The sequence below is a fragment of the Oscillibacter ruminantium GH1 genome (assembly GCF_000307265.1).
GTDB lineage: Bacteria > Bacillota > Clostridia > Oscillospirales > Oscillospiraceae > Oscillibacter > Oscillibacter ruminantium.
This window is the reverse complement of the sequence record NZ_DF158898.1, coordinates 266113-291677: the sequence shown is the minus strand read 5'-3', so window position 1 is coordinate 291677 and position 25565 is coordinate 266113. Positions and strand designations below refer to the sequence as shown.

Genomic DNA, 25565 nt, shown 5'->3' with positions numbered 1-25565 from the left:
TGTGCGGCATCAATCCAGCGGAGCTGGTTTGACGCTATCCTGAAAGATCGGCGATTTGCATGAAAGAACAATTGATAACCGCGCCGCATATGCCCCTGTGGGCAGCACGGCGATAGGTAACATTATAGCATAACACGCCAAGGTTTTCCAGCCCTTTTTACGGCTTTTTCTTACAGATTCACCGTTTCACCGGAAGTCAGAAAATATAGCACCCTGCGCGTCACTTTTTTCTCCAGCACTCGCTCCAACGCAGAGCTGTAAGCCTCCAGCTGAGGCCGGTAGTGCTCTGCCCTGCGCCGAACATCTTCACCGAAAACGCGGTCGGTTTTGAAATCAACCACAGTGAGGCCTGTCTCTGTCTCAAAGCAGCAGTCCACCACGCCCTGCAACAGAACCTCGTCGTCTCCCGCCCTCTCGTCCAGTTCCGACGCGTGGATCAGAACGGTGAATGGATACTCCCGCAGGACGTTTTTTCCGTTTCGGATGTCCTCCGCCAACGGAGAGGAAAGCAGCACTTCCAGCTGCTCAAGGTCTATACTTGCCGCCTGCTCCGGCGTCAAAAGCCGTTTTTCCCGCAGCGCCGCCACCTGACCGGTTGCGTCCGGGTCGGAAAAGTTCAGATATTGCAAAGCCAGATGGGCTGCTGTTCCCCGCTCTGTGGGAGTGAGGCCGTGGCGCTCCTGCCGGAAGCGGGGCTGATCCAACGGCCGCAGCGCGGGTGGACGGGGCGCGTTTTCTGCCGCCTCCTCATCCTTCTCCCGGCCCTTGAGCTGGGTCGCCGTCCGTTTGGCCGGCAGACGGGTCGCCGCTTCATAGGGGTAGTCTATTTCCAGCAGACTCAAATCCGGGATTTTTGCGTACGCAGTCTCACCGTCCGCTGATTGAACGGGCAGAATCTCTCGAAAATCCTCACTATCATGTAAAAACACTTGCCACGGGCTTTCGTCCCCGCCGCAGAGATTTTCGGGCTCCACACCTGCCATTTCCCGCAGCGCTCCCGCCTCCGGGCGGCACAGCAGCGGCAGCAAAAGCCATTCGCCATAGCTTCGGCAGCCCGCCGCCGTCTCCGGCGGAATCGGGCAGGCCGCAAGACTGGCCAGCTTTTTCAGGGTGCTTTCCGCGTGGTAAAGGCTGTGGATCAAAATCAGCTTTTCCTTGGGGCGGGTCATGGCTACGTATAAAATCCGCTGCTCCTCTGACTGATTCTCCCGGCGGAGCTTGTCCTCAATAGCTCGCCGGGCCATGGTGGGATAATGGATGCGGCGGGCGAGATCCACCCGCCGAGGCCCCAGACCCAGCTCCGGGTGGACCAGCACCGGAGTGTCAAAATCCATACGGGAGAATGCACGGTCCAGATCGCACAACAGCACAATGGGAAATTCCAGCCCCTTGGACTTGTGGACGCTCATGAGCCGCACGCCGCCCAATTCCGTCTTTCCGCGGGTGGCGGGTGCTCGGTCGCTGTCAATCAGCTTTTGAAGCTGCTCTAAAAAAAGGAACAGACCACGGCAGCCGCCCCGCTCAAAATTTTCCGCGTGCTCTGTCAGGGCAATCAGATTTTCCTTCCGTTCCTCGCCCCGATCCATGGCCCCGAATACGCCCAACACGTTCAGCTCGTTGTAAATATGCCACAAAAGGCGCTCCACATTCATGTCCCGCGACAGAATCCGCAGGCGATCCAATGTCTCTAAAAAGGTACGGCAGTCCTCTCCGCCGTCAGCGGAAACAGCATCAAAAAAGTCCCCCTCGACGCAGGAGGCCCGCACCCGGGCCAGCCGGTCCGGCGTGAATCCAAACAGCGGCGAACGGAGCGCGGCGATCAGCGGCACATCCTGTCGGGGATTGTCGATCACATGGAGCAGGCTCAGTGTGGTGGACACCTCCATGGAGGTAAAGTAATCCCCCTGCTCTTGAAAGGAACAGGGTACGCCTCGCTCCGCCAGCGCCGCAGAAAAAGTGGCCGCGCGGCTTCCCGGTGAGCGCATCAGAATTACAATGTCTTCCGGACGGCAGGGCCGCAGCGCGCCGTCCTCCCCCGTGACGGGGTATTTTTCGTCCAGCAGCCGACGAATCCGCTCCGCTGCCAGTCGGGCCTCCGCCACAGCCTTTTTTACCGGGCGCTCCAGTTCTGCCGACCGCTGGCGGGCGGAGATCAGATGATATTCTGTGGCGCAGTCGTCCCGTTCCGGATAGTAGGAAGCACCGAAATACAGCTTTTCGTCCTCACCGTACTCCATCTCTCCCAACTCCGGGGACATAATATTCTCAAAGACAAAGTTGGCGGCATTTAAGATCTCCTTTCGGGACCGGAAATTCTGAGACAAAAGAATTTTTCTCTCCTCCCCCTCCGCCGCGTCGGTGTGGGACTTGAAGGAGGCGTATTTCCGCAGAAAAATGGTGGGATCCGCCAACCGGAAGCGGTAGATGGACTGCTTCACGTCTCCCACGGTGAACAGGTTCTGCCCCTCGCGGGAAACCGCCTGAAAAATGTGGTTTTGCACCTCGTTGGTATCCTGATATTCGTCCACCAAAATCTCCCGGTAGCGGGCGGCGACCTGTCCGCCCAGCTCCGTGGGCTGGCCGTCCTCCTTGGTCAGCAGCGCGAGAGCCAAATGCTCCTGATCCGAAAAATCCGCCCCGTTCAGTCGCAACTTTTCCGTACGGTAGCGCCGGGAAAACTCCGCCGTCAGCGCCAACAGAGCCGCCATGGCGGGGGCCACGGCCTGTAAATCCTCCATGGCTTCCGCTCCTGTGACGTTCAGCCCCGTCCGCAGCTTTTTCACATCCGCCTTGCACCCGTCCCACAGGGTCTTCAGCCGCAGAACCTCTGGGTCGTCCTTGCGGCCCTTGGGTGTAGACAAACGGGGAAAGTCCACCGCTTCCGCCATTTTTCCCGCATCGTCCCAGCCTCGCGCAGCTGCTTCACAGAGCGCTTCCAGCGAATCCGCCGCAACCAGAAACTTCTCACCATATCCGGCATGTAAAGCTAAGTCACTTTCCACACTTTTAGCAGCGGAGCGAACTATTTTGCTCCAAGAGGCCGCCTTGCGGTTCACTCCCGCTAAAAGCTCCTCGGCGTAGGCTGTCTCGTCAAACGCGCCGGAAAGGCACTCCCACTTTTTCTGATTTTCCGTCAGCCAACGCTCCGGGTAAGCATGGCTCTGGAGTTTTCCATGGACTTCCAGCACCAGCTCTGCCAGCGCACCGTCGTCCCGTCCCGCGCCCAGCGTGTCTGCCAACAATGCCCCGCCGGGGTTTTCGCCCAGCTTGCCATAAAAATCCTCCAGCGTCCGCTCCAACACCCGGCGGCGCAGAAGTCCCGCTTCCCCCTCATCCAGAACCCGGAAATCTGGGGTTAGGCAGTATTTTTCGCCGTCCCGCGCCAAAAGGTGGACGTTTTCCCGCAGCAACACCGTGCAAAATGAATCCACAGTCTTGATGTCTGCCTGATAGACCCGCAGCAGCTGGCGGCACAGGTGCTGATCGCCGGGATGCTCTCCCAGCAGCTTGCCAAGCTCCGAGGCAATCTTGCTCCGCAGTTCCGCCGCAGCGGCCTTTGTATAGGTGATAATGAGAAAGTCGTCGATGTTGCAGCGATCCTCTAAAATATAGAGAAACAGCCGCTCCACCAGCACCTTCGTCTTGCCGGACCCTGCCGCCGCCGACACCAACAGGCTTCCGCCCCGGTTCTCCACCGCCGATTGCTGTGCGGCGGTCAATTGTATGTTAGCCACGTCCGTCGTCCTCCTCGTCCATCTGTTGCCAGAATTCCGCCGCCGTCGTCTTTTGAATGTAGCGCAGGCGGTCGCCACCCCGGCCGTCCTCAAAGTGGCAGGCAGGCGCCCAGTCACAATACTGGCACACACTGTCGTTCTCGTCGTGGCAGCAGGGGTCTGCGTCGATCACGCCGTCCCGCACCTCCGCTGTGATGGTGTGGAGCAGACGCTCCACATGGTTTCCCAGCTTTCCCAGCTGGGCGGCGGAGGCAATGCTGCCGGAGAGGTTCCCCTCCCGATCCACCCGCAAAGGCAGATATTTCGGCTCCGTCAGCGCGTCGTGCTCCATCGCTTGCAGCACCTCCGGCTCATTTAAAAGCAAGCCGCTGCGACGCAGAGTCTTGGCCCGCTCTTGTGCTAATTTTTCCGGTGTGACATTTCGCTCCTGCGCCAAAATCTCGTCCCGCGCCGGGAGATATAAAACCCCGGCGGGAACGATTTCCTTTTGAAAGTAGCCCTGTCCTTCCTTTTGCAGGGTAAACAGGTACAAAAGCATCTGGATATCCAGCCCCATGCGGACTTCGGCCAGATCAAAGCTCTTCTTCCCCGTTTTGTAATCCACCACCCGGAGATACAGCCTGCCGTTTCTCACCCAGCCGTCCACCCGGTCCACCTTACCGTTTACCCGCAGTTCCCCGTCGGGTTCGGACACAGTGACGGCGGGCAGCGTCCCCTTGTCCCCGAAGGACAGCTCAAATTCCACCGGCACAAAGTCCGACTCCGCCAGCTCCCGCGCCGTCTCTTCCACCACGGCATAGGCCGTGGTACGCAGACGGGAGAAGAGATAACGGAACCGAGCTGTGCGGTCCTGAAAATTGGGAAGCTCGCTCTGGACGTATTCGTCCATAAAACGGTCTGTCAGCTGATTGAGCATTTCCCGGGAAACATTCCTAAATCCGCCTTGTTTCGCCACTTCCGCCGTAACATTTTCCAGAATAAAGTGCAAAAATGTGCCGATTTGCGGCGCATCAAAGGCGGCGGTTTCCCTCTGGCGGGCTTTCAGTCCGTACTGCATGAAATAGGCAAAATGGCACTGACGCAGCTTTTCCAGCCGGGATGCGGACATATTGAATCGCTCTCCGTACAATGCCCGCACGGCGGGCAGCGTCAGCCGCCCTCTTCCAAGGGCTGCCGCCCGTTTCATGGCGGAAAGACGGTCCATCCATTCTGCCCGCTCCGCGAACCACTGCCAGACTGGGCCACCCGGATCTTGACCGGCAGTTTCCAACGCTGGCACAACAGCTGACAAGCGATATTCCTTTTCATCCTTTTCCCGCTCCAGCCGGTTTCTCGGGAACAGTTTCAGCAGCCGTTCCACCACAAAGGCAGGGCGTAGCTGTGACCCATTCACGTCGGAGACGGGATAGCTGACAGTCAGTCCTTTGACCGGCTGCGCCAGCGCGGCGTAAAGATTTTGCAGTTCCACGTTGAACTGCTCCATTCCCGTAGGGGCCAGCTGGATACCCCGCTGGGCCAGCTCCTCCCGGTCATCGTCGTTCAAAACGCCGCCGCTCTGGGCCACGGCGGGAAGCACATGGTCGTTAACCCCCAGCAAAAAGAGGTACTTGGTCGTGTGGCGGTCGTTTCGAGTGATCTCACTGGCGGAAACCTGATCCAGCGCCGGGGGAATGGTTCCCACGCTATACTGTGTCAGCAGCAGCCGCAGCAGCCGGGTGAATGTCTCGGGGTCCATGGCCTCGTCCCCCAGAATCTCCACGAACTGGTCCAGCACACCGCACAGGATACCCCACAGCTGACCCGTCTCCTCTGCTGTCTGCAATTCGCCCTGCTCTCCCAGAGCTTTCATCTGCTTTTCCAGCATGGATTGAAGCCCCAGCGTCTCCATAAAACTGTAAAGAGCATTCACTTGCTCCATTGCTGTATTTGCGGCTTTCATGTTGTCGGACAGTAATTTCAGAGGTACTCGAACTCTGCGGCGGAGCTGGTTCAGTTCCGCCAACTCTGCTTTCCGCGCGTCTGTCCAGATTGCGCCATAACCGCCGGGGTTGGCTACCCAATCCTCTTCCCGAAGCCAGAGAGAACCGTGAATCTCCCATGTAAGGACGTAATTTTCCAGCGCGTCGCACTCTGCCGGAGTAAGCCCTGCAAGGCCGGTTTTCAGATAGTGAAACATATCCTCGTATTCGCACCCGCCGGTAACGGCGTCCAGCGCCCCCGAGAGAAGCGACAGCACCGGCTTTTCCAGAATGTCGCTGCGGCGGCTGAGAAACACCGGCACACCGTACCGTTCAAATACATTTTCAATGGCAGATTCATAGTCCTGCATGTTCCGTGCCGCCACGGTGATGTCCCGGAAGCGGCACTTCCCCGTTTTTACCAGCCGGAGAATGTCGGCGGCAGTCTGCTCCACCTCCGAGAATACGGAGTCCGCCTCCCGGACGCGAACGGCGTCCGTCGGCTCCTCCCAAATCTCATCTCCGCCGAAAAACGCCCGTTCCACAAGACCCAGTGGTGAGTCATCCTGCGACGTAACGTACTTGATCTCACAGGGACATCCTGCCCCCGCCGCCAGACGGCACAGCCGATCACGCGTGCGGACAGACACCTCAAAAATTTCGCTGGCGTTGTTTTCCTCTCCCAGGAGCGTCACCGTCACGGATGCGGCCCTCCGCAGAAAAGCCGACAGCACACCCTGCTCCAGCCCGTTGAAGTAGGAGAAGCCATCCAGATACACGTCTTTTCCGTCAGCATATCCGGATTCCTCCAGATGATCCCGCAGCTTGCTCATCCGGTCCCGTCCATCAAAGTCCGGGCGGCAGAGACGGGCCTCGTAATCCGCATAGATCAACGCCAGATCCCGCAGCTTGTCCCCCATTGCACCGGGAATATCCTCCGCCCGGGCAGCAAAAGTCTCCGGCGAGACGGCATAGCTGGTCAGCTCGTCCAAAAGACCCAAGAGCTGTTCCAAAAACGCGGCACGCTGGCTGGGACGGCGATAGACCTTCAGCACCGGGGCCAGCTCTGTCAGGGATTTTTGCAGGTTCAGCAGCTTGCCCCCGGCGTCCAAGGTCACATCCGCCGCGCCGCCGGTGATGGCCAGCACACGGGTAGCAAGACGGCGGAAGCTCAATACCTCCGCGTGGCGGCTGGCGGCGTCTCCGCAGGCCCGGCACAAATCCACTTCTGCCTGATGGGAGGCGTGCTCCGGTACCAGCAGAATCTGCCGGGAACTGTCTCCCTTTTGGGCGATCTCCCGCAGGATTCGCTCCGATTTTCCGCTTCTTGCCCGCCCCATCAGAATCGTCAGCATGGTTTCCGCTCCCTTTCTCCGTCTCCGGCAGAGCCGGTCTTCCTTCTTACAGTAATCGCTGTACCGGGAAATAATGCAAATGCAAAAAATAGCTGCTCTGCGGCTTTTGCCGCAAGTGCGAAGCACCGTTGTGAAAAATGATATAAAACTGATAAAATAGCCGTTCCACAGCTTTTGCCGCAGGTGCGAAGCACCGTTGTGGCAAATAACATAATACCGATAAAATAGCTGCTCCGCAGCTATTTTATCACAGCCTGCCCCGAAAGAACAGAGGGTTTGCATTTTTGCCCCCGGCCTGTTACACTGAAGAAAACCACCGAAAAGGAGCCAAGCCAATGCACATTCCAAGTTCCACCACTGGTCAGATCGAGGTTCTGTCCTTTGACGAATCGCTGTCCGCCGCGCTACGGCCCTCTCCGGATTACGATGCGGACAAATGGCTGTATGTCCCCAACGCCTATTCCGAATACCGTTACATACTGGGCACCCGCGGCAAAAAGCCCCTGATCTGTATTGGGATCAACCCATCCACCGCCGCGCCGGACGCACTGGACCCAACCCTTCAATCCGCCCAACGCATCGCTCTTTCCAACGGATACGACAGTTTTCTTATGTTTAACGTTTACGCCCAGCGGGCCACCCGGCCCGATGATATGGAGCGGGAATGCAACGCCTTTCTTCATGATGAGAACTGCAAAGCCTTTGCTTATCTGCTGAGTCTGTCTCCTCAGCCCGCGATCTGGGCGGCGTGGGGCAACATTATTGAAAAACGCCCCTACCTGATGGACTGCCTGCGGGATTTTGCGGCACAGGGGCAAACTGCCGGTGCCAGATGGTTCTCCGCCGGACCGCCCCTGAAATCCGGCCATCCTCACCACCCGCTGTATCTCAAGCGCGACACCGTGCTGCTGGACCTCGACATTGCCGCCTATCTGCGCGAGCGGTAAGCGATTTTCTGTTTTCACAGGTAAAGACGTAAAATTTCTCGTTCGGCGCAGGAGCCTTGCCCACAGGGGCCGGTTCCCGCCGAACGGGATTTTTTTGCGCTGGGGCACATTTTTTCCTTTCCGGTCATATACTGCTTTGACAGAGACAGTTCAACGACTGACAGGAGGCTATCATGGACGAGAAGACAAAACAGACCATCCAGCAGATGAATCAGGACCCCGCAGCCATTCAGCGGCTGCTGACCTCTCAGGATGGACGCAGGCTGATTCAGCTGATGAGCCAGACCAACGGCGGTCCCGCTCTCCAGCAGGCAGCCACCAACGCCGTTCGAGGCGATACCAGCCAGATTATGCAAATGGTGACCCAGTTGATGCAAAGTCCTGAGGGCGCGGCTTTGGTGGAGCGCATCAATCAAGCGTCAAAAAAATAAATTAGAAACGGGGCGGACGGCATGGCGGAATTTGATGAAAAACTGAATGCGCTGCTGTCAGACCCCAACAGCATGGCGCAGATTATGCAGCTGGCGCAGTCCCTTGGCGGCGGAGGCTCTGCGCCTGCGCCCCAACCGGGACCTCCGCAGGGCGGTTTTGCACCCCAAGGGGGCTATTCGTCTCAAAACGGGTTTCCACCTCAGGGAAACTTTCAATCGCCGCAAAGCGGCTATTCCCCGCCGCCGGGACCGGCCCCGGCGGGGAATCCTCTGGCGTCTCTGCTGGGTGGAATTGATCCCAAGACCATTGCCCGGCTGATGCCTTTGGCTCAGGAACTAGCCAGCCCGCAGAACACCAATAACCGGGCGCTGCTGTATGCCCTGCGCCCTTACCTAAAGCCGGAACGGCAGGAAAAGATCGAGCGGGCGCTCCAACTGGCGCGCATCGTCCATATCGGAAAGAAATTTATCTCCGGTTGGGAGGCGTGAGGGATGTATAACCGCTATATTCGCAACGACAACGGCTCTTACTCCCGCATTCCCGAAGAGGATTCCCGCCCCGGTCCCGGTGCGCCTCCCCGGGCAAGCGGTGGAGGCCCCACAGGGGGAAACGACTCCAGTGGCTTTGGAGGCAATGGAACCAAAAGTTCTGGCGGCTTCGGTGGAAATGGAACCTACAGTTCCGACGGCTTCGGAGGGAATGGAACTAACAGTTTCGGAGGCTTTGGTGGAAATGGAGCCGGCAGTTCCGGAAACGGGTCAGGCAGTCCACCGCCCAACGGACCGTTCTATGGTCCACCGCCTCCCCCTCCTCACGGCGACGGACTTTCCTCCGCGCTGCGGCGTCTGCTGGATAAATTTCATTTGGACAACGTGGACTCCGGCGACCTGCTGCTGCTATTGCTTCTGTTTTTTCTATTTAAGGAAGAAGCCGACGACGAGCTCTTGATCGCGCTGGGTCTGCTGCTGGTTTTATAAGGAGCACTTTAACTTACTTACGAATTGCATCTTTTCATAACAACGCGGCTTTCCGGGGATTCCCGGAAAGCCGCGTTTCTCTTATGATACCTCGGTCAAAACTGTTCCGTCGGGCAGCGTGAAATCCGCTGTGGCGGGTCCGGCGGAATCCAGCGCAGGCGATCCCATGCGGTAGATCGTCTCCCCATTTTTCAGCCACTCTGCCGCCGCCAAAAGGCCCGTATCCACACTGACCCAGTACCGCAGGACATAGCCATCCTCGTCCTCGCCAGTTTCTACATAAATGCAATTTACCCCGGACAGGTCGCGGTAGTCCGCCTTTTCGATCTGGTTCACCGGCAAAGCCAGCACATCCTCATACGTAGAAATGCCCTGCTCCTCATCCGCTGAAATTTCTCCGGCGGGACAGCTGTAAACTCTGGTTTGCTTCCCGTACCAGATATAGGTCGTCTCCCCGTCGGTGAGGGTATGGCGGGTCTGCTGACCTGCGGGCGTGGCGTCCGTTCGGGTCCAGCCACCACTGACGGAGACGGTGATCTCCGACGTGCCGCTTCCCCCGCTCCACAGCCGCTCCACGGTAATGCTTCGGCGGTAATTGGCGGGGCGGTGGAGGGATTCAATGGCCGCCTGCACGGTTTCCGGCGTCACGACGATGGGCGTGATAGCGCCTTCCGCGCCGCTTTCCATCGTAGAGGAATCCTCCGTGGGCTGAATGGTGTCCGGCAGGACGATGTGGGAGGAACGGCGCAGACTGTTGCTCAACAAGATCAGCACCACAAGCACGATCAAGCCCACAAATCCGGCGGCAGTAAATTTTCCAATCTTACGGTTTTTCATGGCGTTCTCCCTCCCCGCCGGTATCACTTACGCGCCGGTATAGTCCTCCGGCGGGTTACTGCGCAGGCCAAAATGCCACTCAATCGCGTCCGCGATACGGGCACAGGCCCGGCCGTCACCGTAGGGATTAACGGCGTGGGCCATCTGGTCGTAAGCCGTCTTGTCCTGAATCAGCCGAGCGGCCATGGTAACAATGTCGTCCTGAACGACGCCCGCCAGCTTCACCGTCCCGGCGGCCACAGCCTCCGGCCGCTCTGTCTCCCGCCGCATCACCAGCACGGGCTTTCCAAGGGCGGGAGCCTCCTCCTGTAATCCGCCGGAGTCGGTCAGCACCAGATAGCAGCGAGCCATAAGATTGTGCATCTCGTCAGCAGGCAGCGGGTCAATCAGATGAACCCGGGGCGCACCCCGGAGATATTTGTCCACTGCCTCCCGCACGACCGGACTGAGATGGACGGGATACACCAGCTCCACATCCTCGTTCTCCTCCGCGATCTGGCGCAGAGCCAGCATGATCTGGCGCATGGGATCGCCGTAGTTCTCCCGGCGGTGGCAGGTGACAAGGATCACCTTTTTCTCCTCATAGGGCAGGTGGTTCAGCTCGTCGGTCGCAAATTGATAGTCTTGCCGAATGGTTGTTTTCAGCGCGTCGATCACGGTGTTTCCGGTGATAAACAAATTGTCCCGGATTCCCTCCTTGGCCAGATTGTCCCGGTTGTTCACCGTAGGGCAAAAATTAAGATCCGCCAGCCGGGACACCAGTACCCGGTTCATTTCCTCTGGAAAGGGAGAATACTTGTCATAAGTTCGCAGTCCAGCCTCTACATGGCCAACTTTCACCTGATGGTAAAAAGCGGACAGCGCTCCGGCGAAGGTGGTGGAGGTGTCCCCGTGAACCAGAATCATATCGGGCTTGAGCTTGTCAATGGCCTCGTCCATCCCCAGCAGGCACTTGCTGGTGATGGTGGAAAGGGTCTGCCGGGGAGTCATGATGTCCAGATCCCAATCCGGCTTTAAATCAAAGACCTCCAGCACGGAATCCAGCATCTGCCGGTGCTGCGCGGTCACGCAGCAAAGGCTCTCAATGCCCTCCCGAACCGCCAGTTCTTTGACCAGCGGGGCCATCTTGATGGCTTCCGGCCGGGTGCCGAAAACGCTCATCACGCGTATCTTTTCCATCACTGGTCCTCCTCTTTCTCCCAACCCTCCGGCTCCGGTTCCGCCTTCTCAGATTTTTTCGCCTCGTCCGAAGCGGCGGGGCCGCTTTGCGTCAAAGCCTCTGGCGCATCCTCAACATGGCGACCGTGTTCCTTCAGCTCTTCCATTTCCTCATGAAGCTCCTCACGAACCTCCTTGGGGAACACCACCCTTGCGGCTACCACCGCCACCACGCACAGCGACACAAAGAACATCATGGCCCGCAGCTCACCGCTGGTGGTCAGCACGACGGCGGAAAGTCCCAGAATTGCGGAGATCACGTACAGCGTTGCCACCGCCTGCTTCTGGTTCAGACCCATGTCGATCAAACGGTGATGGATGTGGCTCCGGTCCGCCTGCATGGGGCTCTGCCCGTGGGCAATGCGGCGGATAAAGGCGAACGCCGTGTCAAAAATGGGCAGGCCCAGAATCAAAAACGGCACCGCAAAGGAGATGATGGCCCACGATTTAAACAGGCCCTCCACGGACATGCAGGCCAAAATGTAACCTAAAAACGTTGCTCCGGTGTCACCCATGAACATTTTTGCGGGGTTGATGTTATAGGGCATAAATCCGACGCAGGCTCCCACCAGTGCCGCCATGACCACAGCCACCTGCACCTCGCTGACCAGCAGGGAGATCACCAGCACTGTGGTGGCGGAAATGGCGGACACACCGATGGCAAGCCCGTCCAGCCCATCGATCAGGTTTACCGCGTTGGTAATTGCCACGATCCATAGAACCGTCACCGGGATGGAAAGCGGGCCCATATCCCAGTAGGGATTTTCGGAAAACAGATTGGGATTGCTCAGTACGTGAATCAACACGCCGTTCATGGCCGGAATCAGCGCGGCCACGATCTGAACAACGAATTTAAACTTGGCGGGCAGGGGCGTAATATCGTCCACCACACCCAGCACCACAATGATAACAGCCCCCAGCAAAATGCTGCGGAATTGGTCTGTCATGTCCGCAAACAGCAAAATGCTGACGATGAAGCCCAGAAAAATAGCCAGTCCCCCCAGCCGGGGGATGGGGACATGATGCATCCGGCGGTTATCCTTCGGGACATCTACCGCCCCCACCTTATAAGCAAAGGTCTTTACGATGGGGGACGCCAGAAAACTCACCACCACCGCCACGATCAGGGCCAGAAACACCCCGGCCAACATCTGCGTATTGAATAGCATTGTGATAACGATTCCTTTCACCGCGCGCTTTTCGCCCAGCTTCTCGGCGGCGCGCGCCGTAATCAGCGGTCGATGAAGCCGACCTTTTTATAGACCTTGCCCAGCGTCCGGTTGGCAACCCTGGCTGCCCGTTCCGCGCCGTCGCGATAGATAGACTGAAGTGCCGCCTTATCGGCCAGCAGCCGGTCTGTCTCCTCCCGGATGGGACGCAGCAGCTCCACGACGGCTTCCCCCACGGCGGTTTTGAAATCCCCATAGCCCCGTCCGGCAAATTCCGCCTCGATGGCAGTGAAGTCCCGCCCGGTGGCGGCAGAGTAAATCTGCATCAGGTTGGACACGCCCGGCTTTTCCTTGGGTTCGTAGCGTACGCAGGCCTCGGAGTCCGTCACCGCCTTTTTGAACTTACGCAGAATATCCTCCGGCTTTTCCAGCATATAAACGCAGCCGTTTTGATCCTTGTCGGACTTGCTCATCTTGTTCTCCGGGGTGGTCAGACTCATAATCCGTGCACCCACCTGCGGAATATACGGCTCGGGAATCTTGAATACGCCGCCATAGATTCCGTTGAACCGCTCCGCGATGTCCCGGCAAATCTCAACGTGCTGCTTCTGGTCGCCGCCCACCGGCACCAGATCCGCCTGATAGAGCAGAATGTCTGCCGCCATCAATGCCGGATAGGTGAAAAGGCCCGCATTGATGTTGTCCGCGTTTTTGGCGGACTTGTCCTTAAACTGGGTCATACGGGAAAGCTCGCCGAACATGGTATAGCAGTCCAGCACCCAGCCCAGCTGGGCATGGGCCGGAACGTGGGACTGGACAAACAGCGTGTTTTTCGCCGGGTCTAAGCCGCAGGCAATATAGGCCGCCAGCTGGGTCAGCGTGTGCCGCCGCAGATCGGCGGGGACCTGCCTCACCGTGATGGTATGCATATCCGCCAGCATATAATAGCAGTCGTACTCGTCCGCCAGCGCCGCCCAGTTGCGGATGGCTCCCAGATAAGAGCCAAGCGTCAGGTCGCCGGAGGGCTGGATGCCACTCAAAATTCGTTTTTTCTGTGCCTCGTTTTCCATGATAACACCTCAAAATCTGCCGTCTTCCCAGTTTGGCCATAAAACGGCAATATAGCTTGTATATTGTACCACGGCGCAGAAAAAAGTGCAATTGATTTCGGGGATTTTGCTCCCGGCGGACGCCAAATACGGATTGTCTGCCGGGTAAGAAAGCCTACGGCTCATTTCGTTCCCATTTCCCGGCAGACCGACGTTGTCTGCGCGCGGCAGGAATTGTGCGGGATAACCCTTGACATTCCGGACGACAGAAGCGATAATTAGCCTGTTAAATGATACATGGAGGTAAATTCATGGCTGTTGATAAAGCATTCTTTGACGAGATGGAGGCCCGGATTCCCAAGGGGAAGGTCCGCACCCGTTTCGCCCCCTCCCCTACCGGCTATATGCATGTGGGGAATTTACGCACCGCGCTGTACACCTGGCTCATTGCCCGCCACGCGGGAGGTACGTTCATCCTGCGCATTGAGGACACCGATCAGGGCCGTCTGGTAGAGGACGCCACCGACGTGATCTACAAGACCATGGCGGAGTGCGGATTGAATCACGACGAAGGCCCCGACATGGGCGGCCCCGTAGGCCCCTATATCCAGTCGGAGCGCCGGGATCTGTACGGAAAGTACGCCGAGCTGCTGGTAGAAAAGGGCTTTGCTTATCGTTGCTTCTGCGGCAAGGATGACGCTGCCGAAGAAAATGTGGCAGAGGGCGTATCCATTCACAAGTATGACGGGCGCTGCTCCCGTTTGTCGCAGGAGGAAATTCAGGCCAATCTGGACGCAGGCAAGCCCTTCGTCATTCGCCAGAAGATTCCCCGGGAAGGCAAAACCACCTTCCACGACGTGACCTTCGGAGACATCACCGTGGACAATGACACGCTGGACGATCAGGTGCTCATCAAGTCCGACGGGCTGCCCACCTATAACTTTGCCAACGTGGTGGACGACCACCTGATGGGCATTACCCATGTGGTGCGCGGCAGCGAGTACCTCAGTTCCGCGCCGAAATACAATCTGCTGTACGAAGCCTTTGGCTGGGAGATTCCCACCTATGTCCACTGCTCCCCCGTCATGCGGGACGCGCACAACAAAATGTCCAAGCGCCATGGCGACCCCTCCTATGAAGATCTGATCGCGCAGGGGTATCTGACCACGGCTGTTTTGAATTATGTTGCCCTGCTTGGCTGGGCACCCAAGGGTGATCTGAGCGAGCAGGAGATTTTCTCTCTGGATCAGTTGGTGGAGGCTTTTGACATTGCGGGGATCTCCAAATCCCCCGCCATTTTTGATCTGGCCAAACTGGACTATTTTAACGCGACCTATCTCCGCGCCCTTGCGCCGGAGGACTTTTCCCGCGTTGCGGAGCCGTATATCCGCCAAAGCGTCAAAAATCCCTCCATTGACGCTGCCGCTATCGCGGCTCTCTTGCAGGCCCGGTGCGAAAAGCTGACGGAAATCCCTGAAAAAGTGGACTTCTTTGACGGACTGCCGGACTATGATGTTGAGTTTTATGTCAACAAAAAATCCAAGACCGACAAGGATATCTCCAAGGCAATGCTCTCCGCCGCCATCCCTGTGCTGGAAGCTCTGCCCGTCTGGGACACCGACCCCATTCACGACGCGCTGATCGACCTTGCCGCGAAGCTGGAAGTGAAAAATGCCACGCTGATGTGGCCCGTGCGCATCGCTGCCGCGGGCAAGCTGGTGACGCCCGGCGGCGCTGTGGAGATCTGTCGGATTCTGGGCCGGGACGAAACGCTGCGTCGGCTGAATCATGGCCTTTCCCTGCTGGGTTGAGTCCCGGTATATCAAACTATAAAATCAGAAAGAATGGGTAACCCACATGAGTAAAATAGTGATTCCTGCCGGATATAAAATGCCCTTGACCAACAACCAGCTCCAGCGCGCCATTGAGTTCATCCATGCCGATTTTCAGAAGAACCTGACGGAGCGGCTGAATTTGCACCGCGTTTCCGCCCCCCTGTTCGTGGACGGGGCCACGGGCTTGAACGACGACCTCAACGGCGTGGAGCGGCCTGTGACCTTTGATATTCCGGACGTTGGGACCGATGGGCAGGTAGTCCACTCTCTGGCCAAGTGGAAGCGTTTGGCGCTGAAGCGGTATGAGTTCAAGACCGGTACCGGCCTGTTCACCGATATGAACGCCATCCGCCGGGACGAAGAGGTGGACAATCTCCACTCGGTCTATGTGGACCAGTGGGATTGGGAAAAGAACATCCGCCGGGAGGATCGAACCCTTCAGTATCTGAAGGATACCGTGCGCACCATCGTCGCCTCCATCTGCGACACTGCCGAGGGTCTGCGCAAAGCCTATCCCGCCCTGACCTTCCGTCCTGACCGGGATGTGTTTTTCATCACCACGCAGGAGTTGGAGGACCGCTATCCCGACCTGACGCCGGGAGAGCGGGAAAAAGCCGTGTGCCAGCATCACCACACCGTGTTCCTGATGCAGATTGGCGGAAAGCTGAAATCCGGCAAGCCCCATGACGGCCGCGCCCCGGATTATGATGACTGGACGCTCAATGGTGACATTCTCATGTGGAATCCCGTTCTGGAGCGGAATTTTGAGGTTTCCTCCATGGGCATCCGTGTGGATGAAGCGGCACTGGACAAACAGCTGACTCTCTCCGGCCACGACGAGCGCAGGACGCTCCCCTTCCACAAGATGCTGCTGGATGGCCAGCTGCCCCAATCCATCGGCGGCGGTATTGGCCAATCCCGGCTGTGCATGCTGCTGCTTGGCTCCTGCCACATCGGCGAGGTGCAGGCCAGCCTTTGGGACAAGGAGACGGCGGATGCCTGCGAGCAGGCAGGGATCATCCTCCTGTAAGCGATGCCGTCAGCCCTGTGCGGTGTTGAGCTGGCTTTTTAAGAATCGCGGGGACTGCCGTTTGTTTCGCCGTCTCCCAATTTTGCAGATTGAGCCATACCCCCACGACACCCTTTCACCAGATAAAAAACAGCCCGCCGACGCAGTGCGTCGGCGGGCTGTTTTGCGCTTATTTCATTCTCAGTTCTTCGCCTGAAACACGGCGGTCATACCCTTATACGTCTCGAAGCAGTCCAGCTTCGCCACCGTCTCAAACGGAGCGTGCATACTCAGTACGGGTACGCCCGCATCCAGCGTGGTGATGTTCCGGTTAGCCATATACATGGCCACCGTTCCACCGCCGCCGGCGTCCACTTTGCCCAGCTCCGCGATCTGCCAAAGAACGCCCGCCTCGTCAAAGAGGCTGCGAACATAGGCCACCGTCTCCGCGTCGGCATCGGATGCACCGGACTTGCCACGGGCGCCGGTGTACTTGCAAAGGCCGATGCCGTAGTTCAAATAGGCGGCGTTCCGTTTTTCAAACACATCGGAATAGTTGGGATCAAAGGCCGCCGTCACATCGGCGCTGAGGCAGAAGGACTTTTCAAGGCAAGCCCGAACGGGAACGCCCTGCGCCTCGCACAGGTCCTCCATAAAGGTGTCGAACGCAGCGGACTGCATGCCAGTCACGCCGTCGGACCCAATTTCCTCTTTGTCCGCCAGAATGCACACGCCGGTCTTCTCCGGTGTCTCCTTCAAATCCAAAAGCGCCCGGAACGCCGCGTAGGCGCAAACCCGGTCGTCGTGGCCGTAAGCGCCGATCATGCTGCGGTCAAGACCAATGTCGCAGGCCTTCGCCGCCGGGACAGCCTCCAGTTCGGCGGAGGTGAAATCATCCTCCACGATACCGTACTTCTCGTTCAACAGCTGCATCACCGCCAGCTTTACCCGGTCGCTGCCCTCCCCCATCGGCAGAGGACGGCTCCCCAGCAGAAGATTCAGCGTCTCAGCGGGAACAGCCTCGCTCAAAGGCTTTTTGTTCTGCTCCGCACCCAGATGAGGCAGCAGATCAGTGATAATCAGCTTCGGGTCCCCTTCGTCCACGCCGATGTTTACGGAGACAGTTTTGCCGTTTTTCAGAGCCACCACACCGTGCAGCTCCATGGGGATGGTAGTCCACTGATACTTGCGGATTCCGCCGTAATAGTGGGTCTTGAAGTAGCACAGCTCGCTGTCTTCATACAGAGGATTGGGTTTCAGGTCCAGCCGGGGAGAGTCGATGTGGGCAGCGGCAATCTGCGCGCCCTCGCTGAGCGGCTTTTTGCCCACGCAGGCCAAATACACGCTCTTGCCCCGGTTGCACAGGTACAGCTTGTCTCCCGCCTTCACCTGCATTCCCCGGGAATAGGGCTTGAAGCCCGCCTTCTCCGCCAGTCGCACCAGTTCTGCCGCACACTCTCGCTCGGTCTTACCCGCGTCCAAAAACGCCTTGTAATCCGAGCAGTAGGACTCCATGGCCGCTTCGTCCCCGGAATTAAATCGATCATAGCCGTTTTTTCTGTCGGAGAGCAACTTTTTCCGCAGCTCCTTCAGCTTTTTATCTTCTTCCATTTGCCTTGTCCTCCTTGATTTGTCCGATCAAACGGTCAAAAAATTCTTTCGCAGTCTCCCGAAATGCCTTCGGGGTGTCCACGGTATTGCTCAGTTCCCGGTCGCACTTATCCCGGTAATAGTCATCCTGCTGCTGGGCTGAAACGCGAAGGCGGGCGTACTTCTCGTCAATGCCGTCCCGCTCCATAATCCGCCGGACCCGCATCTCAATGGGAGACGTCACCGCCACCGTGCAGTCGCACAGCTTGTCGATACCGGACTCAAACAGATTCACGGCATCCAGCGCACAGAGCTTGCCCTGAAACGCGGCAATGCGGCGCTCAAGCTCCGGCCGCAGAAAGCGGAACACAATGTCGTTCAGCTGATCCAGCCGGTCGGAATCTCCAAAGACCAACTCGCCCAGAGCTTTGCGGTTCAAGGTTCCGTTGGAGTTGAAAACCTCTGCGCCAAACGCCTCTGCAATGGCGGCCCGCAGTCCGGCGTCCGTGTTCAAAAGCTCGTAATACACTGCGTCGCAGTCCAGCGCCAGTCCGCCCAAATCCTCGATGGCCTTCAGCGCACTGGTCTTGCCCGCGCCGGTGCCCCCGGTAAGGCCCAGAACAATGCTCTCTTCTTCTACCTCCACGACATGGAATCCCGCCGCCTTTTTCAAGCGATTGCCAATAGCCAGCCCCAGTCCTCGATTGTCCGGACACTGGGCCAAAATCTCGGTCACACTGCTCTCGTCAAAGGTCCGCAGCACGTCAAATACCCGCTGGGCCTGAACCTCCTTGTCGTTCACAGGCCCGAGCAGATGCGTCTCGTGGCCCTGAAACAAAGATTCGAACTCGTCAAAGCAGATCACACCGCTGCCCGCTGTCATCCGCTGAACCATGGTCTGAGCCGTCCGCCGGGGATTTCCGGTGAACACGGTGACAGGCGCCTTAGGCGCATAATGGCGGTACTTCATGCCGGGGGCTTTTGGCTGTTCGCCCTCCTCCAGCGGGGCGGTAACCGCTTTATCCACATCTATCTCGCCCAGCACCCGCTGCAAGTCCTCCAGCGGCAGTCCGCCGGGACGGAGCAGGCGGGGCGGCATCACCGTCAGGTCCACAATGGTGGATTCCACGCCTACGGTGCAGGGGCCTCCGTCCACAATGCCCTCAATTTTGCCGGACATATCCTCCATCACATCCTCCGCCGTGGTGCAGCTGGGTCGGCCGGAAGTATTGGCGGAGGGCGCGGCGATGGGAACACCCGCATAACGGATGATGGCCTGCGTCACCGCGTGGGCCGGGCACCGAACGCCCACGGAATCCAGCCCCGCTGTGGTCACATCGGGAACAATGGATTTCCGCTTTAAAATCATAGTCAGCGGACCCGGCCAGAAATTTCGCGCCAGAGTATACGCCAGCGGCGGCACATCCTCGCAGAATCGGGGCAGCCACTGGGCGGAGGGGACGTGGATGATGAGGGGATTGTCCTGCGGGCGGCCCTTCGCCTCAAAAATACGGCGCACCGCCTCCGGGTCCAGCGCGTTGGCGCCCAAACCATACACTGTCTCCGTGGGGATGGCCAGAAGTCCGCCGGTGCGGATGATATTCGCCGCCATCTCGATTTTCTCCTCCACGATACGCTGCTGGCCCTTGATGTTTGTTAAATCAATAAATTTTGTCTCCATGTGGTCATACCTTCTATTTCACACGGGTCGCACCCGCTTTTATTTCTCCTGTTTTCTCAGTTTTTCCGCCGTGTCGGCGGCAATCAGCCCGTCGATCAACTCGTCCAGATCGCCGTCCATCACAGCGTCCAGTTTATAGAGCGTCAGTCCGATGCGGTGATCCGTTACCCTGCCCTGCGGGAAGTTATAGGTGCGGATGCGTTCGCTCCGGTCGCCGCTGCCCACTTGACTGCGCCTCTGCGCCGCCTGTGCTGCGTCCTGCTTGGCCTTTTCCGCCTCATACAGCCGGGAACGGAGCACCTTCATCGCTTTGTCTTTATTTTTGTACTGACTCCGCTCATCCTGACACTCTACCACCGTGCCCGTGGGCAGATGGGTGATGCGGATAGCGGATTCTGTTTTGTTGATGTGCTGGCCTCCCGCGCCGGAGGAACGGTAGGTGTCGATCTGCAAATCGCCGGGGTCGATGGAAAACTCCACCTCCTGCGCCTCCGGCAGCACCGCGACAGTGGCTGCGCTGGTGTGGATGCGCCCGGCAGACTCCGTCTCCGGCACCCGCTGGACCCGGTGAACGCCGCTTTCAAACTTGAACCGGGACCAAGCCCCGTCGCCGTTCACCAAAAAGCTGATTTCTTTCACACCGCCCAGCTCCGTGCGGTTTTCACTGACCACGTCCACGGAAAAGCCTTTCCGCTCGGCAAACATGCTGTACATGCGGAAGAGGGACGCCGCAAACAGCGCGCTCTCTTCCCCGCCGACGCCGCCCCGAATCTCCACCACCACGTTCCGCCCGTCCTCCGGGTCCCGGGGCAAAAGCAGCAGTTTCAGTTCCGATTCCAAACGTTCCGCCTCCGCTTTCGCGGCGGGCAGTTCCTCCTGCGCCATGGTTCGCAGCTCTGCGTCGCCCAGCAATTCCTCCGTCTCCCGCAGGCGGCGCTCCGCCCGCTCCCAAGAGGAAAACGCCTCCACCACCGGGGTCAGTTCTTTTAATTCCTGATTGACCACCCGCAGCCGCTCTGCGTTACCGTAGACCGACGGGTCGCTCAGCTGGGTTTGCAGTGCGTCGTACCGCGCCGCAATTTCCCGCAGTTTTTCAAGCAAATCTTCCGCCTCCCCTTTTTCTTCCGGGCCGCTCCGTCATGCCGGCATACGCCGCAAAACGCGCTCCACCGCCCAAAACCGGGAAAACGGCTAATCCCGAACCTCCTGTGCTTCCAGAAACGCCCGGGTCTGGCGGAGAAACTCCTCCTGCCAAAAGTGATAGCCCACGGACCCGGCCCGCAGGGACACGGCGGTGCAATGGGGCTGGGAGAGATAGTTGTCCATCTGCTGATAGACCTCCTCACACTTGCCGTTGCCGCCCCGGAGAAGTACGTAGGATACGTTGGTCAGGAGATGTCCCTGCTCCTTCAAAAAGCCTCGGGTTACACTGCTGCACCGTCCGGCCCAGACGGGAGTCCCCAGAATCACCAGCTTGTAGTTTGCCAGCGGTTTTTCCGTTTCAAATGGCAAAACCGGCGCCACCGTGCGGCGCATGGCATCCATACCGCTGCGCAGATATCCCTTCGTACCGCTGCGGTCCACGCCGTCCCGCAGCTCCGCCAGCTCGGCGCCCAGTGCGGCGGCCAGTTCTTCCATAGCTGTTTTGGTGTTCCCCGTCCGGGAGAAATACATACATAAAATATCGCTCATAGGCCCTCCTCGGTCGTCTCGCGGGCACACCCGCAATCAGTCAAACAGAACGGATTTCACCAGCGCGAATGCCTCTCGAACATAATAGTTCACACTGAGCCATTTCCACGGCAGTTCCGCTGGAAGTTCAAATACGGTAAGTCCCGCCCGCCGTGCGATCATTCCCGCCCGGAAGCAATGAAAATCGTTGGTTACAACAGCAATGGTACTCTCTGCCATATCCATGCCGCTCTCCGCCAGCAGTTCCCCGGAATAGCGAAAATTCTCCGCCGTACTGGTGGAACGCTCCTCTAAAATCAGGCGGCCCGGTTCGATTCCCCGCTTCGTCAGCGCATCATACATAGCCCGCGCCTCGGTGATGTCCTCACCCGGCCCCTGTCCGCCGGACAAAATGGCCGGAACATCCGTATGCGCCTCCAGATAATCTGCCGCAACGTCAATCCGCGTGGCAAGGGCCAGAGACGGGACGGTCCCGTTAACGCCCGCGCCCAGCACGATCACCGCGTCCGCTGGACGGTCGGAATTGTCTGCCGTTCCCTGTGTCACCAGCAGCAATTCCAAAGAACAAAAGCCAACAAAACCCGCCAAAACAAATGCAAGGAAAATACCTTTACAGATTTTCCCGCTCCTGCTTTTTTCCGACCATCGAAGCAGCACCGCCCATAGGACAAGGGCGGCGGCAATCCCGACGCACAGCTGGGCGGAAAATTTCACGCCGGGGACAAACCAAAGCCCCATGCCGAGCAGTAAGAACACGCCTGCCGCCGCCAGTGAAATCCGCACGCTCTTTTTCATTCTGCGGCCTCCGAAAGTGCCTCCCACTTTTCATACAACTCGTCCAGTGCCGCCTGCACAGCATCCTTTTCGGACATCAGCCCATTCAGCTTTTCATAGTCGCAGGCTGCGTCGATCATGTCCCGGTCCAGCTTTTCAATCAGCGCCTCCGTCTCAGAGATATGCCGCTCACAGATTACCAGCTGCTTGCGTGCGGCAGTCTGTTCCCGGCCTGTACGGGGTGGTTTTTCAGTAATGCTCTTTTCCTTTACAGACTTTGTGTTTTCATGCTTTTGAAGCACTTCTTTTGCTTTTTCCGCGCGGTACTGGCTAAAGCCCATGGGCCAGTCGGTAACGGTGCCGTCTGCGATCTCCCAGATACGGGTGGCGAAGCGATTGATAAAATACCGGTCATGGGAAACGAACAGCAGCGTCCCGTCAAAGCTCTCCACCGCGTCCTCAATCCACTCCCGAGACTCGATGTCCAGATGGTTGGTCGGCTCGTCCAAAATCAGGAAATTGATCTCCTCGTCCATCAGCATACAAAGCCGCAGGCGGCTCTGTTCCCCGCCGGAGAGAACGGAGACGGATTTAAACACATCCTCGCCCCGGAAGTCATAGGAGGCCAGCCGATTTCGCGCGCTAGTTTCCGTCATGCCTTTTTTCACGGCCTGAAGATTCTCTACCAGATTCCAGTTCGGATGGTCAAAGTGAATAATCTGAGGAAGGTACGCAGGCTTGATTGCAGGCCCCAGCTTGATACGCCCATCATCGGGGTACTCCTCGTCCATAATCATTTTGATGAGGGTGGATTTTCCGGTGCCGTTGTCTCCGATCAGGGCGATGCGCTCGCCGCCCTCCACCTTTAGGCTGATGCCCTCGAACAGGTGCTTGTCTCCAAAGGATTTTGCCAAATTGCGCAGTGTTAATACCTCGTCTCCCCGAAACTCCACGGAGGAGAATCGTGCATCCATCTTCCGTCGCTTGGTTGGCCGGTCGGTGGTGCGCATCCGCTCAATGCGCTTTTCCATGGAAAACGCCCGCTTGTACATGGCATCGTTGCCCATGAACGCCCACAACCGCAAGCGGTCTGCCGCCTCGGTGAGTTGGGATATCTTGGCCTGCTCCTTTTCGTACTGCTTGAGCTTCTCCTGATATCGCTTTTCCTTCTCCACGGCATAGAAGCTGTAATTCCCGCTGTAAAACTCTGCTTTTCCGCCGTTGATCTCAATAATGCGGGTCACCGCCCGATCTAAAAAGTACCGGTCATGGGAAATTGCAACCACGGTTCCCTTAAAGTGGGAGATATAATCCTCCAGCCATTCCGTGGCATGGAGGTCCAAATGGTTCGTCGGCTCGTCCAAAAGGAGGATATCCGTATCCTCCAAAATCAGCCGTCCCAAGTTGACCCGAGTCTTTTCTCCGCCGGAAAGGCGGTCAAACGGCTCGTTACGCATGGACGGAGGGATGGACAGGCCGTTTGCAACCTTGTTCACAGCCACTTCCGTGTCATATCCGCCGAAAGTCTCAAATTTCTCCGTCAGCACCCCGTACCGCTTCAAAAGCGCCGGGTCGCTCTCCCCTTCCGCCATACGCTGGGCAATGTCCTCCATCTCCTGCGCCAGAGCGGAAAGGCGGGAGAACGCCGTGCGCAGCACGTCCTCTACGGTGTATCCCTCCGGATAGACGGGGATCTGGGAAATCAATCCCATCCGGTGGCCCTTTGCCAGAGCCACGCTGCCCTCGTCATAATCCAACTCTCCCGTGAGGATGCGAAACAGCGTGGTCTTTCCGGCGCCGTTGGGGCCCAAAAGGCCAACCCGCTCCCCTTCATCAATCTGGAAGGTCAGCCCATCCAGTATTTTCTTTTCCAAATCAAAGGACTTTACCAGCCCCTCTACCTGTATTTCTATCATTGGTAATCCTTAATCCTGATAATCCTGCTCTTTCAGAAAATTCACAATTGTCTCAAAGTGCATGGAGAAATGGGACGCCTTCACCAGAATGCTGGTATCCGGTCCGAACTGACGCAGCACCTCTTCCTCAGCCGAGGCCTTGTCGGGAAAATGAATCGCGCTGCCGCCGGAGGCCAGAGCGCCCTCCGCAATTTTTTCTGCCTTCTGTCCAATGGCGATCACCATGTCGATTCCCAGCATGGCTGCCAGAGCACCGGTGTTGTAGTGGGCAGCCTCGCCGTGTTCTCCCAGCTCGCCCATATCTCCTAAAATCGCCAGCTTATACCGGCCGGTGCTCTTTGCCAGAACCTCCAAGCCCGCAGCCACCGACTGGGGATTTGCGTTGTAGCAGTCGTTCAAAATGATGCGCTGCCCGGGAAGCCGGACGATCTCCATCCGGTTTCCCACCCCCTCAAAGGACGCAACGCCGGAGACGATCTGTTCATGGCTCAGGCCCAACTTTTCCGCGATGGCCACCGCCATGGAAGCGCAGTACACCAGATGCTGTCCCGGTGCGTGAATGGTCAGATCATAGGTATCCTTCTTAGTGGTAACCCGGCAGGTAATGCCGTCCAGCCCGTGATCGCTTAAATCGGTGACACGAACACCGCAGTGCTCTGACTGTCCGCAGCGCAGCGTGGTAAACGGCAGCTCCAGCGTATCCAGCAGCGCGTCATCTCCGTTGAGAATCGCCACGCCGCCGGGTTTCAGGAAATCAAAAATTTCGCTTTTGGCCTTCAAAATCCCTTCTCGGCTGCCCAAAAACTCAATATGGGCGTCGCCCACGTTGGAGATGACGGCGATGTCTGGCCGCACCATCTCCCCCAAATAGTGGATCTCGCCAAAGTGGTTCATGCCCGTTTCGATCACAGCCACCTGATGCTCCGGTGTCAGCTGAAACAGCGTTAGGGGCGTGCCAATGTCGTTGTTGAAATTTTCCGGCGTTTTCAATACGTTCAGCCCCGCCGAGAGGACGGTGGCGATCATTTCCTTTGTGGTGGTCTTGCCCACAGAACCGGTGATCTGAATAAAGGGAATTGAAAACCGATCCCGATAGGCGGAGGCCAATGCCTTCAGCGCCAAGCGGGTGTCGTCCACCTTGATGTAAAACTTATCGGGTCGGATATCGGCGGGCAGACGGGCGCAAAGCGTCCCTGCCGCGCCGGATTCCAGCGCCTTTTCGATGAAATCATGTCCGTCAAAATTTTCACCCTTCCAAGGGACAAACAGGCAGCCGGGAGTCAGGTTTCGGCTGTCGGTACACACAGCGGAAACGGTGGGTGCGTTCTCCGTCGGATTCCACCAAACTCCGCCGACAGCGGTCTCGATCTCTTTGACAGTCATTGGCAGCAT

General features: G+C 58.0%; 19 protein-coding genes. 6 read left to right on the top strand and 13 right to left on the bottom strand.

The window, feature by feature from the left end; translation table 11 throughout:
- Positions 1 to 170 precede the first annotated feature (170 nt).
- Both addA and ON16_RS09060 read right to left on the bottom strand, forming a co-directional pair.
- The gene (gene addA / locus ON16_RS09065) at positions 171 to 3734 is read right to left on the bottom strand and encodes a helicase-exonuclease AddAB subunit AddA (protein WP_040661355.1); all 3564 of its coding nucleotides are present in this window, start codon (positions 3732 to 3734) and stop codon (positions 171 to 173) included.
- The gene (locus ON16_RS09060; RefSeq protein WP_040661922.1) at positions 3727 to 7047 is read right to left on the bottom strand and encodes a PD-(D/E)XK nuclease family protein; all 3321 of its coding nucleotides are present in this window, start codon (positions 7045 to 7047) and stop codon (positions 3727 to 3729) included. Before ON16_RS09060 ends, addA begins: the two co-directional genes overlap by 8 nt.
- 335 nt (positions 7048 to 7382) lie before the next feature.
- On the opposite strand from ON16_RS09060, the gene ON16_RS09055 reads away from it, so the two are divergent.
- From ON16_RS09055 to ON16_RS16000, 4 genes are all read left to right on the top strand, one after another.
- The gene (locus tag ON16_RS09055) at positions 7383 to 7994 is read left to right on the top strand and encodes a DUF1643 domain-containing protein (protein WP_051131652.1); all 612 of its coding nucleotides are present in this window, start codon (positions 7383 to 7385) and stop codon (positions 7992 to 7994) included.
- A gap of 173 nt (positions 7995 to 8167) precedes the next feature.
- Positions 8168 to 8425: a hypothetical protein gene (locus ON16_RS09050; RefSeq protein ID WP_040661354.1), complete on the top strand. Its 258-nt coding sequence runs from the start codon at positions 8168 to 8170 to the stop codon at positions 8423 to 8425.
- Between the two features lie 21 nt (positions 8426 to 8446).
- On the top strand, positions 8447 to 8914 hold the full coding sequence (locus ON16_RS09045; protein ID WP_040661353.1) for a hypothetical protein: 468 nt from the start codon (positions 8447 to 8449) through the stop codon (positions 8912 to 8914).
- A gap of 3 nt (positions 8915 to 8917) precedes the next feature.
- Positions 8918 to 9403, top strand: coding sequence for a hypothetical protein (locus ON16_RS16000; protein WP_051131651.1), 486 nt, complete (start codon positions 8918 to 8920; stop codon positions 9401 to 9403).
- 81 nt (positions 9404 to 9484) lie between these two features.
- Here the strand turns inward: ON16_RS16000 and ON16_RS09030 are convergent, their stop codons facing one another.
- The 4 genes from ON16_RS09030 to trpS all read right to left on the bottom strand — a co-directional run bounded on the left by ON16_RS09030 (position 9485) and on the right by trpS (position 13697).
- Entirely contained in the window at positions 9485 to 10240 is a 756-nt protein-coding gene (locus tag ON16_RS09030) for a hypothetical protein (RefSeq protein ID WP_040661352.1), read from the bottom strand.
- A gap of 27 nt (positions 10241 to 10267) precedes the next feature.
- Complete coding sequence (gene wecB / locus ON16_RS09025; protein ID WP_040661351.1) at positions 10268 to 11419, bottom strand: non-hydrolyzing UDP-N-acetylglucosamine 2-epimerase; 1152 nt, start codon at positions 11417 to 11419, stop codon at positions 10268 to 10270.
- Complete coding sequence (locus tag ON16_RS09020; RefSeq protein ID WP_051131650.1) at positions 11419 to 12627, bottom strand: MraY family glycosyltransferase; 1209 nt, start codon at positions 12625 to 12627, stop codon at positions 11419 to 11421. Before ON16_RS09020 ends, wecB begins: the two co-directional genes overlap by 1 nt.
- 62 nt (positions 12628 to 12689) lie before the next feature.
- Positions 12690 to 13697, bottom strand: coding sequence for a tryptophan--tRNA ligase (gene trpS / locus ON16_RS09015; RefSeq protein WP_040661350.1), 1008 nt, complete (start codon positions 13695 to 13697; stop codon positions 12690 to 12692).
- Between the two features lie 290 nt (positions 13698 to 13987).
- On the opposite strand from trpS, the gene gltX reads away from it, so the two are divergent.
- Complete coding sequence (gene gltX, locus ON16_RS09010) at positions 13988 to 15487, top strand: glutamate--tRNA ligase (protein ID WP_081579644.1); 1500 nt, start codon at positions 13988 to 13990, stop codon at positions 15485 to 15487.
- Positions 15488 to 15533: 46 nt separating this feature from the next.
- Positions 15534 to 16541 carry an aspartate--ammonia ligase gene (gene asnA, locus ON16_RS09005; RefSeq protein ID WP_040661349.1) on the top strand — a complete coding sequence of 336 codons (1008 nt, stop codon included), beginning with the start codon at positions 15534 to 15536 and terminating at the stop codon, positions 16539 to 16541.
- 180 nt (positions 16542 to 16721) lie between these two features.
- Here the strand turns inward: asnA and ON16_RS09000 are convergent, their stop codons facing one another.
- The 7 genes from ON16_RS09000 to ON16_RS08970 all read right to left on the bottom strand — a co-directional run bounded on the left by ON16_RS09000 (position 16722) and on the right by ON16_RS08970 (position 25565).
- Positions 16722 to 18131 (bottom strand): aminopeptidase, encoded by a 1410-nt coding sequence (locus ON16_RS09000; RefSeq protein WP_040661348.1) that lies wholly within the window; start codon positions 18129 to 18131, stop codon positions 16722 to 16724.
- On the bottom strand, positions 18118 to 19791 hold the full coding sequence (locus ON16_RS15035; protein WP_051131649.1) for an L-threonylcarbamoyladenylate synthase: 1674 nt from the start codon (positions 19789 to 19791) through the stop codon (positions 18118 to 18120). The genes ON16_RS09000 and ON16_RS15035 overlap by 14 nt, the downstream gene beginning before the upstream one ends.
- Positions 19792 to 19830: 39 nt before the next feature.
- Positions 19831 to 20892: a peptide chain release factor 1 gene (gene prfA / locus ON16_RS08990; RefSeq protein ID WP_040661347.1), complete on the bottom strand. Its 1062-nt coding sequence runs from the start codon at positions 20890 to 20892 to the stop codon at positions 19831 to 19833.
- A gap of 90 nt (positions 20893 to 20982) precedes the next feature.
- Complete coding sequence (locus tag ON16_RS08985) at positions 20983 to 21483, bottom strand: flavodoxin family protein (protein WP_040661346.1); 501 nt, start codon at positions 21481 to 21483, stop codon at positions 20983 to 20985.
- Between the two features lie 36 nt (positions 21484 to 21519).
- Entirely contained in the window at positions 21520 to 22278 is a 759-nt protein-coding gene (locus ON16_RS08980; protein WP_051131648.1) for a YdcF family protein, read from the bottom strand.
- Positions 22275 to 24173: an ABC-F family ATP-binding cassette domain-containing protein gene (locus ON16_RS08975; RefSeq protein ID WP_040661345.1), complete on the bottom strand. Its 1899-nt coding sequence runs from the start codon at positions 24171 to 24173 to the stop codon at positions 22275 to 22277. Before ON16_RS08975 ends, ON16_RS08980 begins: the two co-directional genes overlap by 4 nt.
- Positions 24174 to 24182: 9 nt before the next feature.
- Positions 24183 to 25565, bottom strand: coding sequence for a UDP-N-acetylmuramoyl-tripeptide--D-alanyl-D-alanine ligase (locus ON16_RS08970; protein ID WP_040661344.1), 1383 nt, complete (start codon positions 25563 to 25565; stop codon positions 24183 to 24185).

What these genes read in the sequence shown, in the direction of transcription:
- ON16_RS09020 (WP_051131650.1), bottom strand. Translation starts at nt 12,627, where the DNA reads ATGCTATTCAATACGCAGATGTTGGCCGGGGTGTTTCTGGCCCTGATC.
- ON16_RS09030 (WP_040661352.1), bottom strand. Translation starts at nt 10,240, where the DNA reads ATGAAAAACCGTAAGATTGGAAAATTTACTGCCGCCGGATTTGTGGGC.
- ON16_RS08970 (WP_040661344.1), bottom strand. Translation starts at nt 25,565, where the DNA reads ATGCTGCCAATGACTGTCAAAGAGATCGAGACCGCTGTCGGCGGAGTT.
- ON16_RS09000 (WP_040661348.1), bottom strand. Translation starts at nt 18,131, where the DNA reads ATGGAAGAAGATAAAAAGCTGAAGGAGCTGCGGAAAAAGTTGCTCTCC.
- ON16_RS08985 (WP_040661346.1), bottom strand. Translation starts at nt 21,483, where the DNA reads ATGAGCGATATTTTATGTATGTATTTCTCCCGGACGGGGAACACCAAA.
- ON16_RS08980 (WP_051131648.1), bottom strand. Translation starts at nt 22,278, where the DNA reads ATGAAAAAGAGCGTGCGGATTTCACTGGCGGCGGCAGGCGTGTTCTTA.
- gltX (WP_081579644.1), top strand. Translation starts at nt 13,988, where the DNA reads ATGGCTGTTGATAAAGCATTCTTTGACGAGATGGAGGCCCGGATTCCC.
- ON16_RS16000 (WP_051131651.1), top strand. Translation starts at nt 8,918, where the DNA reads ATGTATAACCGCTATATTCGCAACGACAACGGCTCTTACTCCCGCATT.
- ON16_RS09060 (WP_040661922.1), bottom strand. Translation starts at nt 7,047, where the DNA reads ATGCTGACGATTCTGATGGGGCGGGCAAGAAGCGGAAAATCGGAGCGA.
- asnA (WP_040661349.1), top strand. Translation starts at nt 15,534, where the DNA reads ATGAGTAAAATAGTGATTCCTGCCGGATATAAAATGCCCTTGACCAAC.
- ON16_RS09050 (WP_040661354.1), top strand. Translation starts at nt 8,168, where the DNA reads ATGGACGAGAAGACAAAACAGACCATCCAGCAGATGAATCAGGACCCC.
- ON16_RS08975 (WP_040661345.1), bottom strand. Translation starts at nt 24,173, where the DNA reads ATGATAGAAATACAGGTAGAGGGGCTGGTAAAGTCCTTTGATTTGGAA.
- ON16_RS09055 (WP_051131652.1), top strand. Translation starts at nt 7,383, where the DNA reads ATGCACATTCCAAGTTCCACCACTGGTCAGATCGAGGTTCTGTCCTTT.
- wecB (WP_040661351.1), bottom strand. Translation starts at nt 11,419, where the DNA reads ATGGAAAAGATACGCGTGATGAGCGTTTTCGGCACCCGGCCGGAAGCC.
- trpS (WP_040661350.1), bottom strand. Translation starts at nt 13,697, where the DNA reads ATGGAAAACGAGGCACAGAAAAAACGAATTTTGAGTGGCATCCAGCCC.
- ON16_RS15035 (WP_051131649.1), bottom strand. Translation starts at nt 19,791, where the DNA reads ATGGAGACAAAATTTATTGATTTAACAAACATCAAGGGCCAGCAGCGT.
- ON16_RS09045 (WP_040661353.1), top strand. Translation starts at nt 8,447, where the DNA reads ATGGCGGAATTTGATGAAAAACTGAATGCGCTGCTGTCAGACCCCAAC.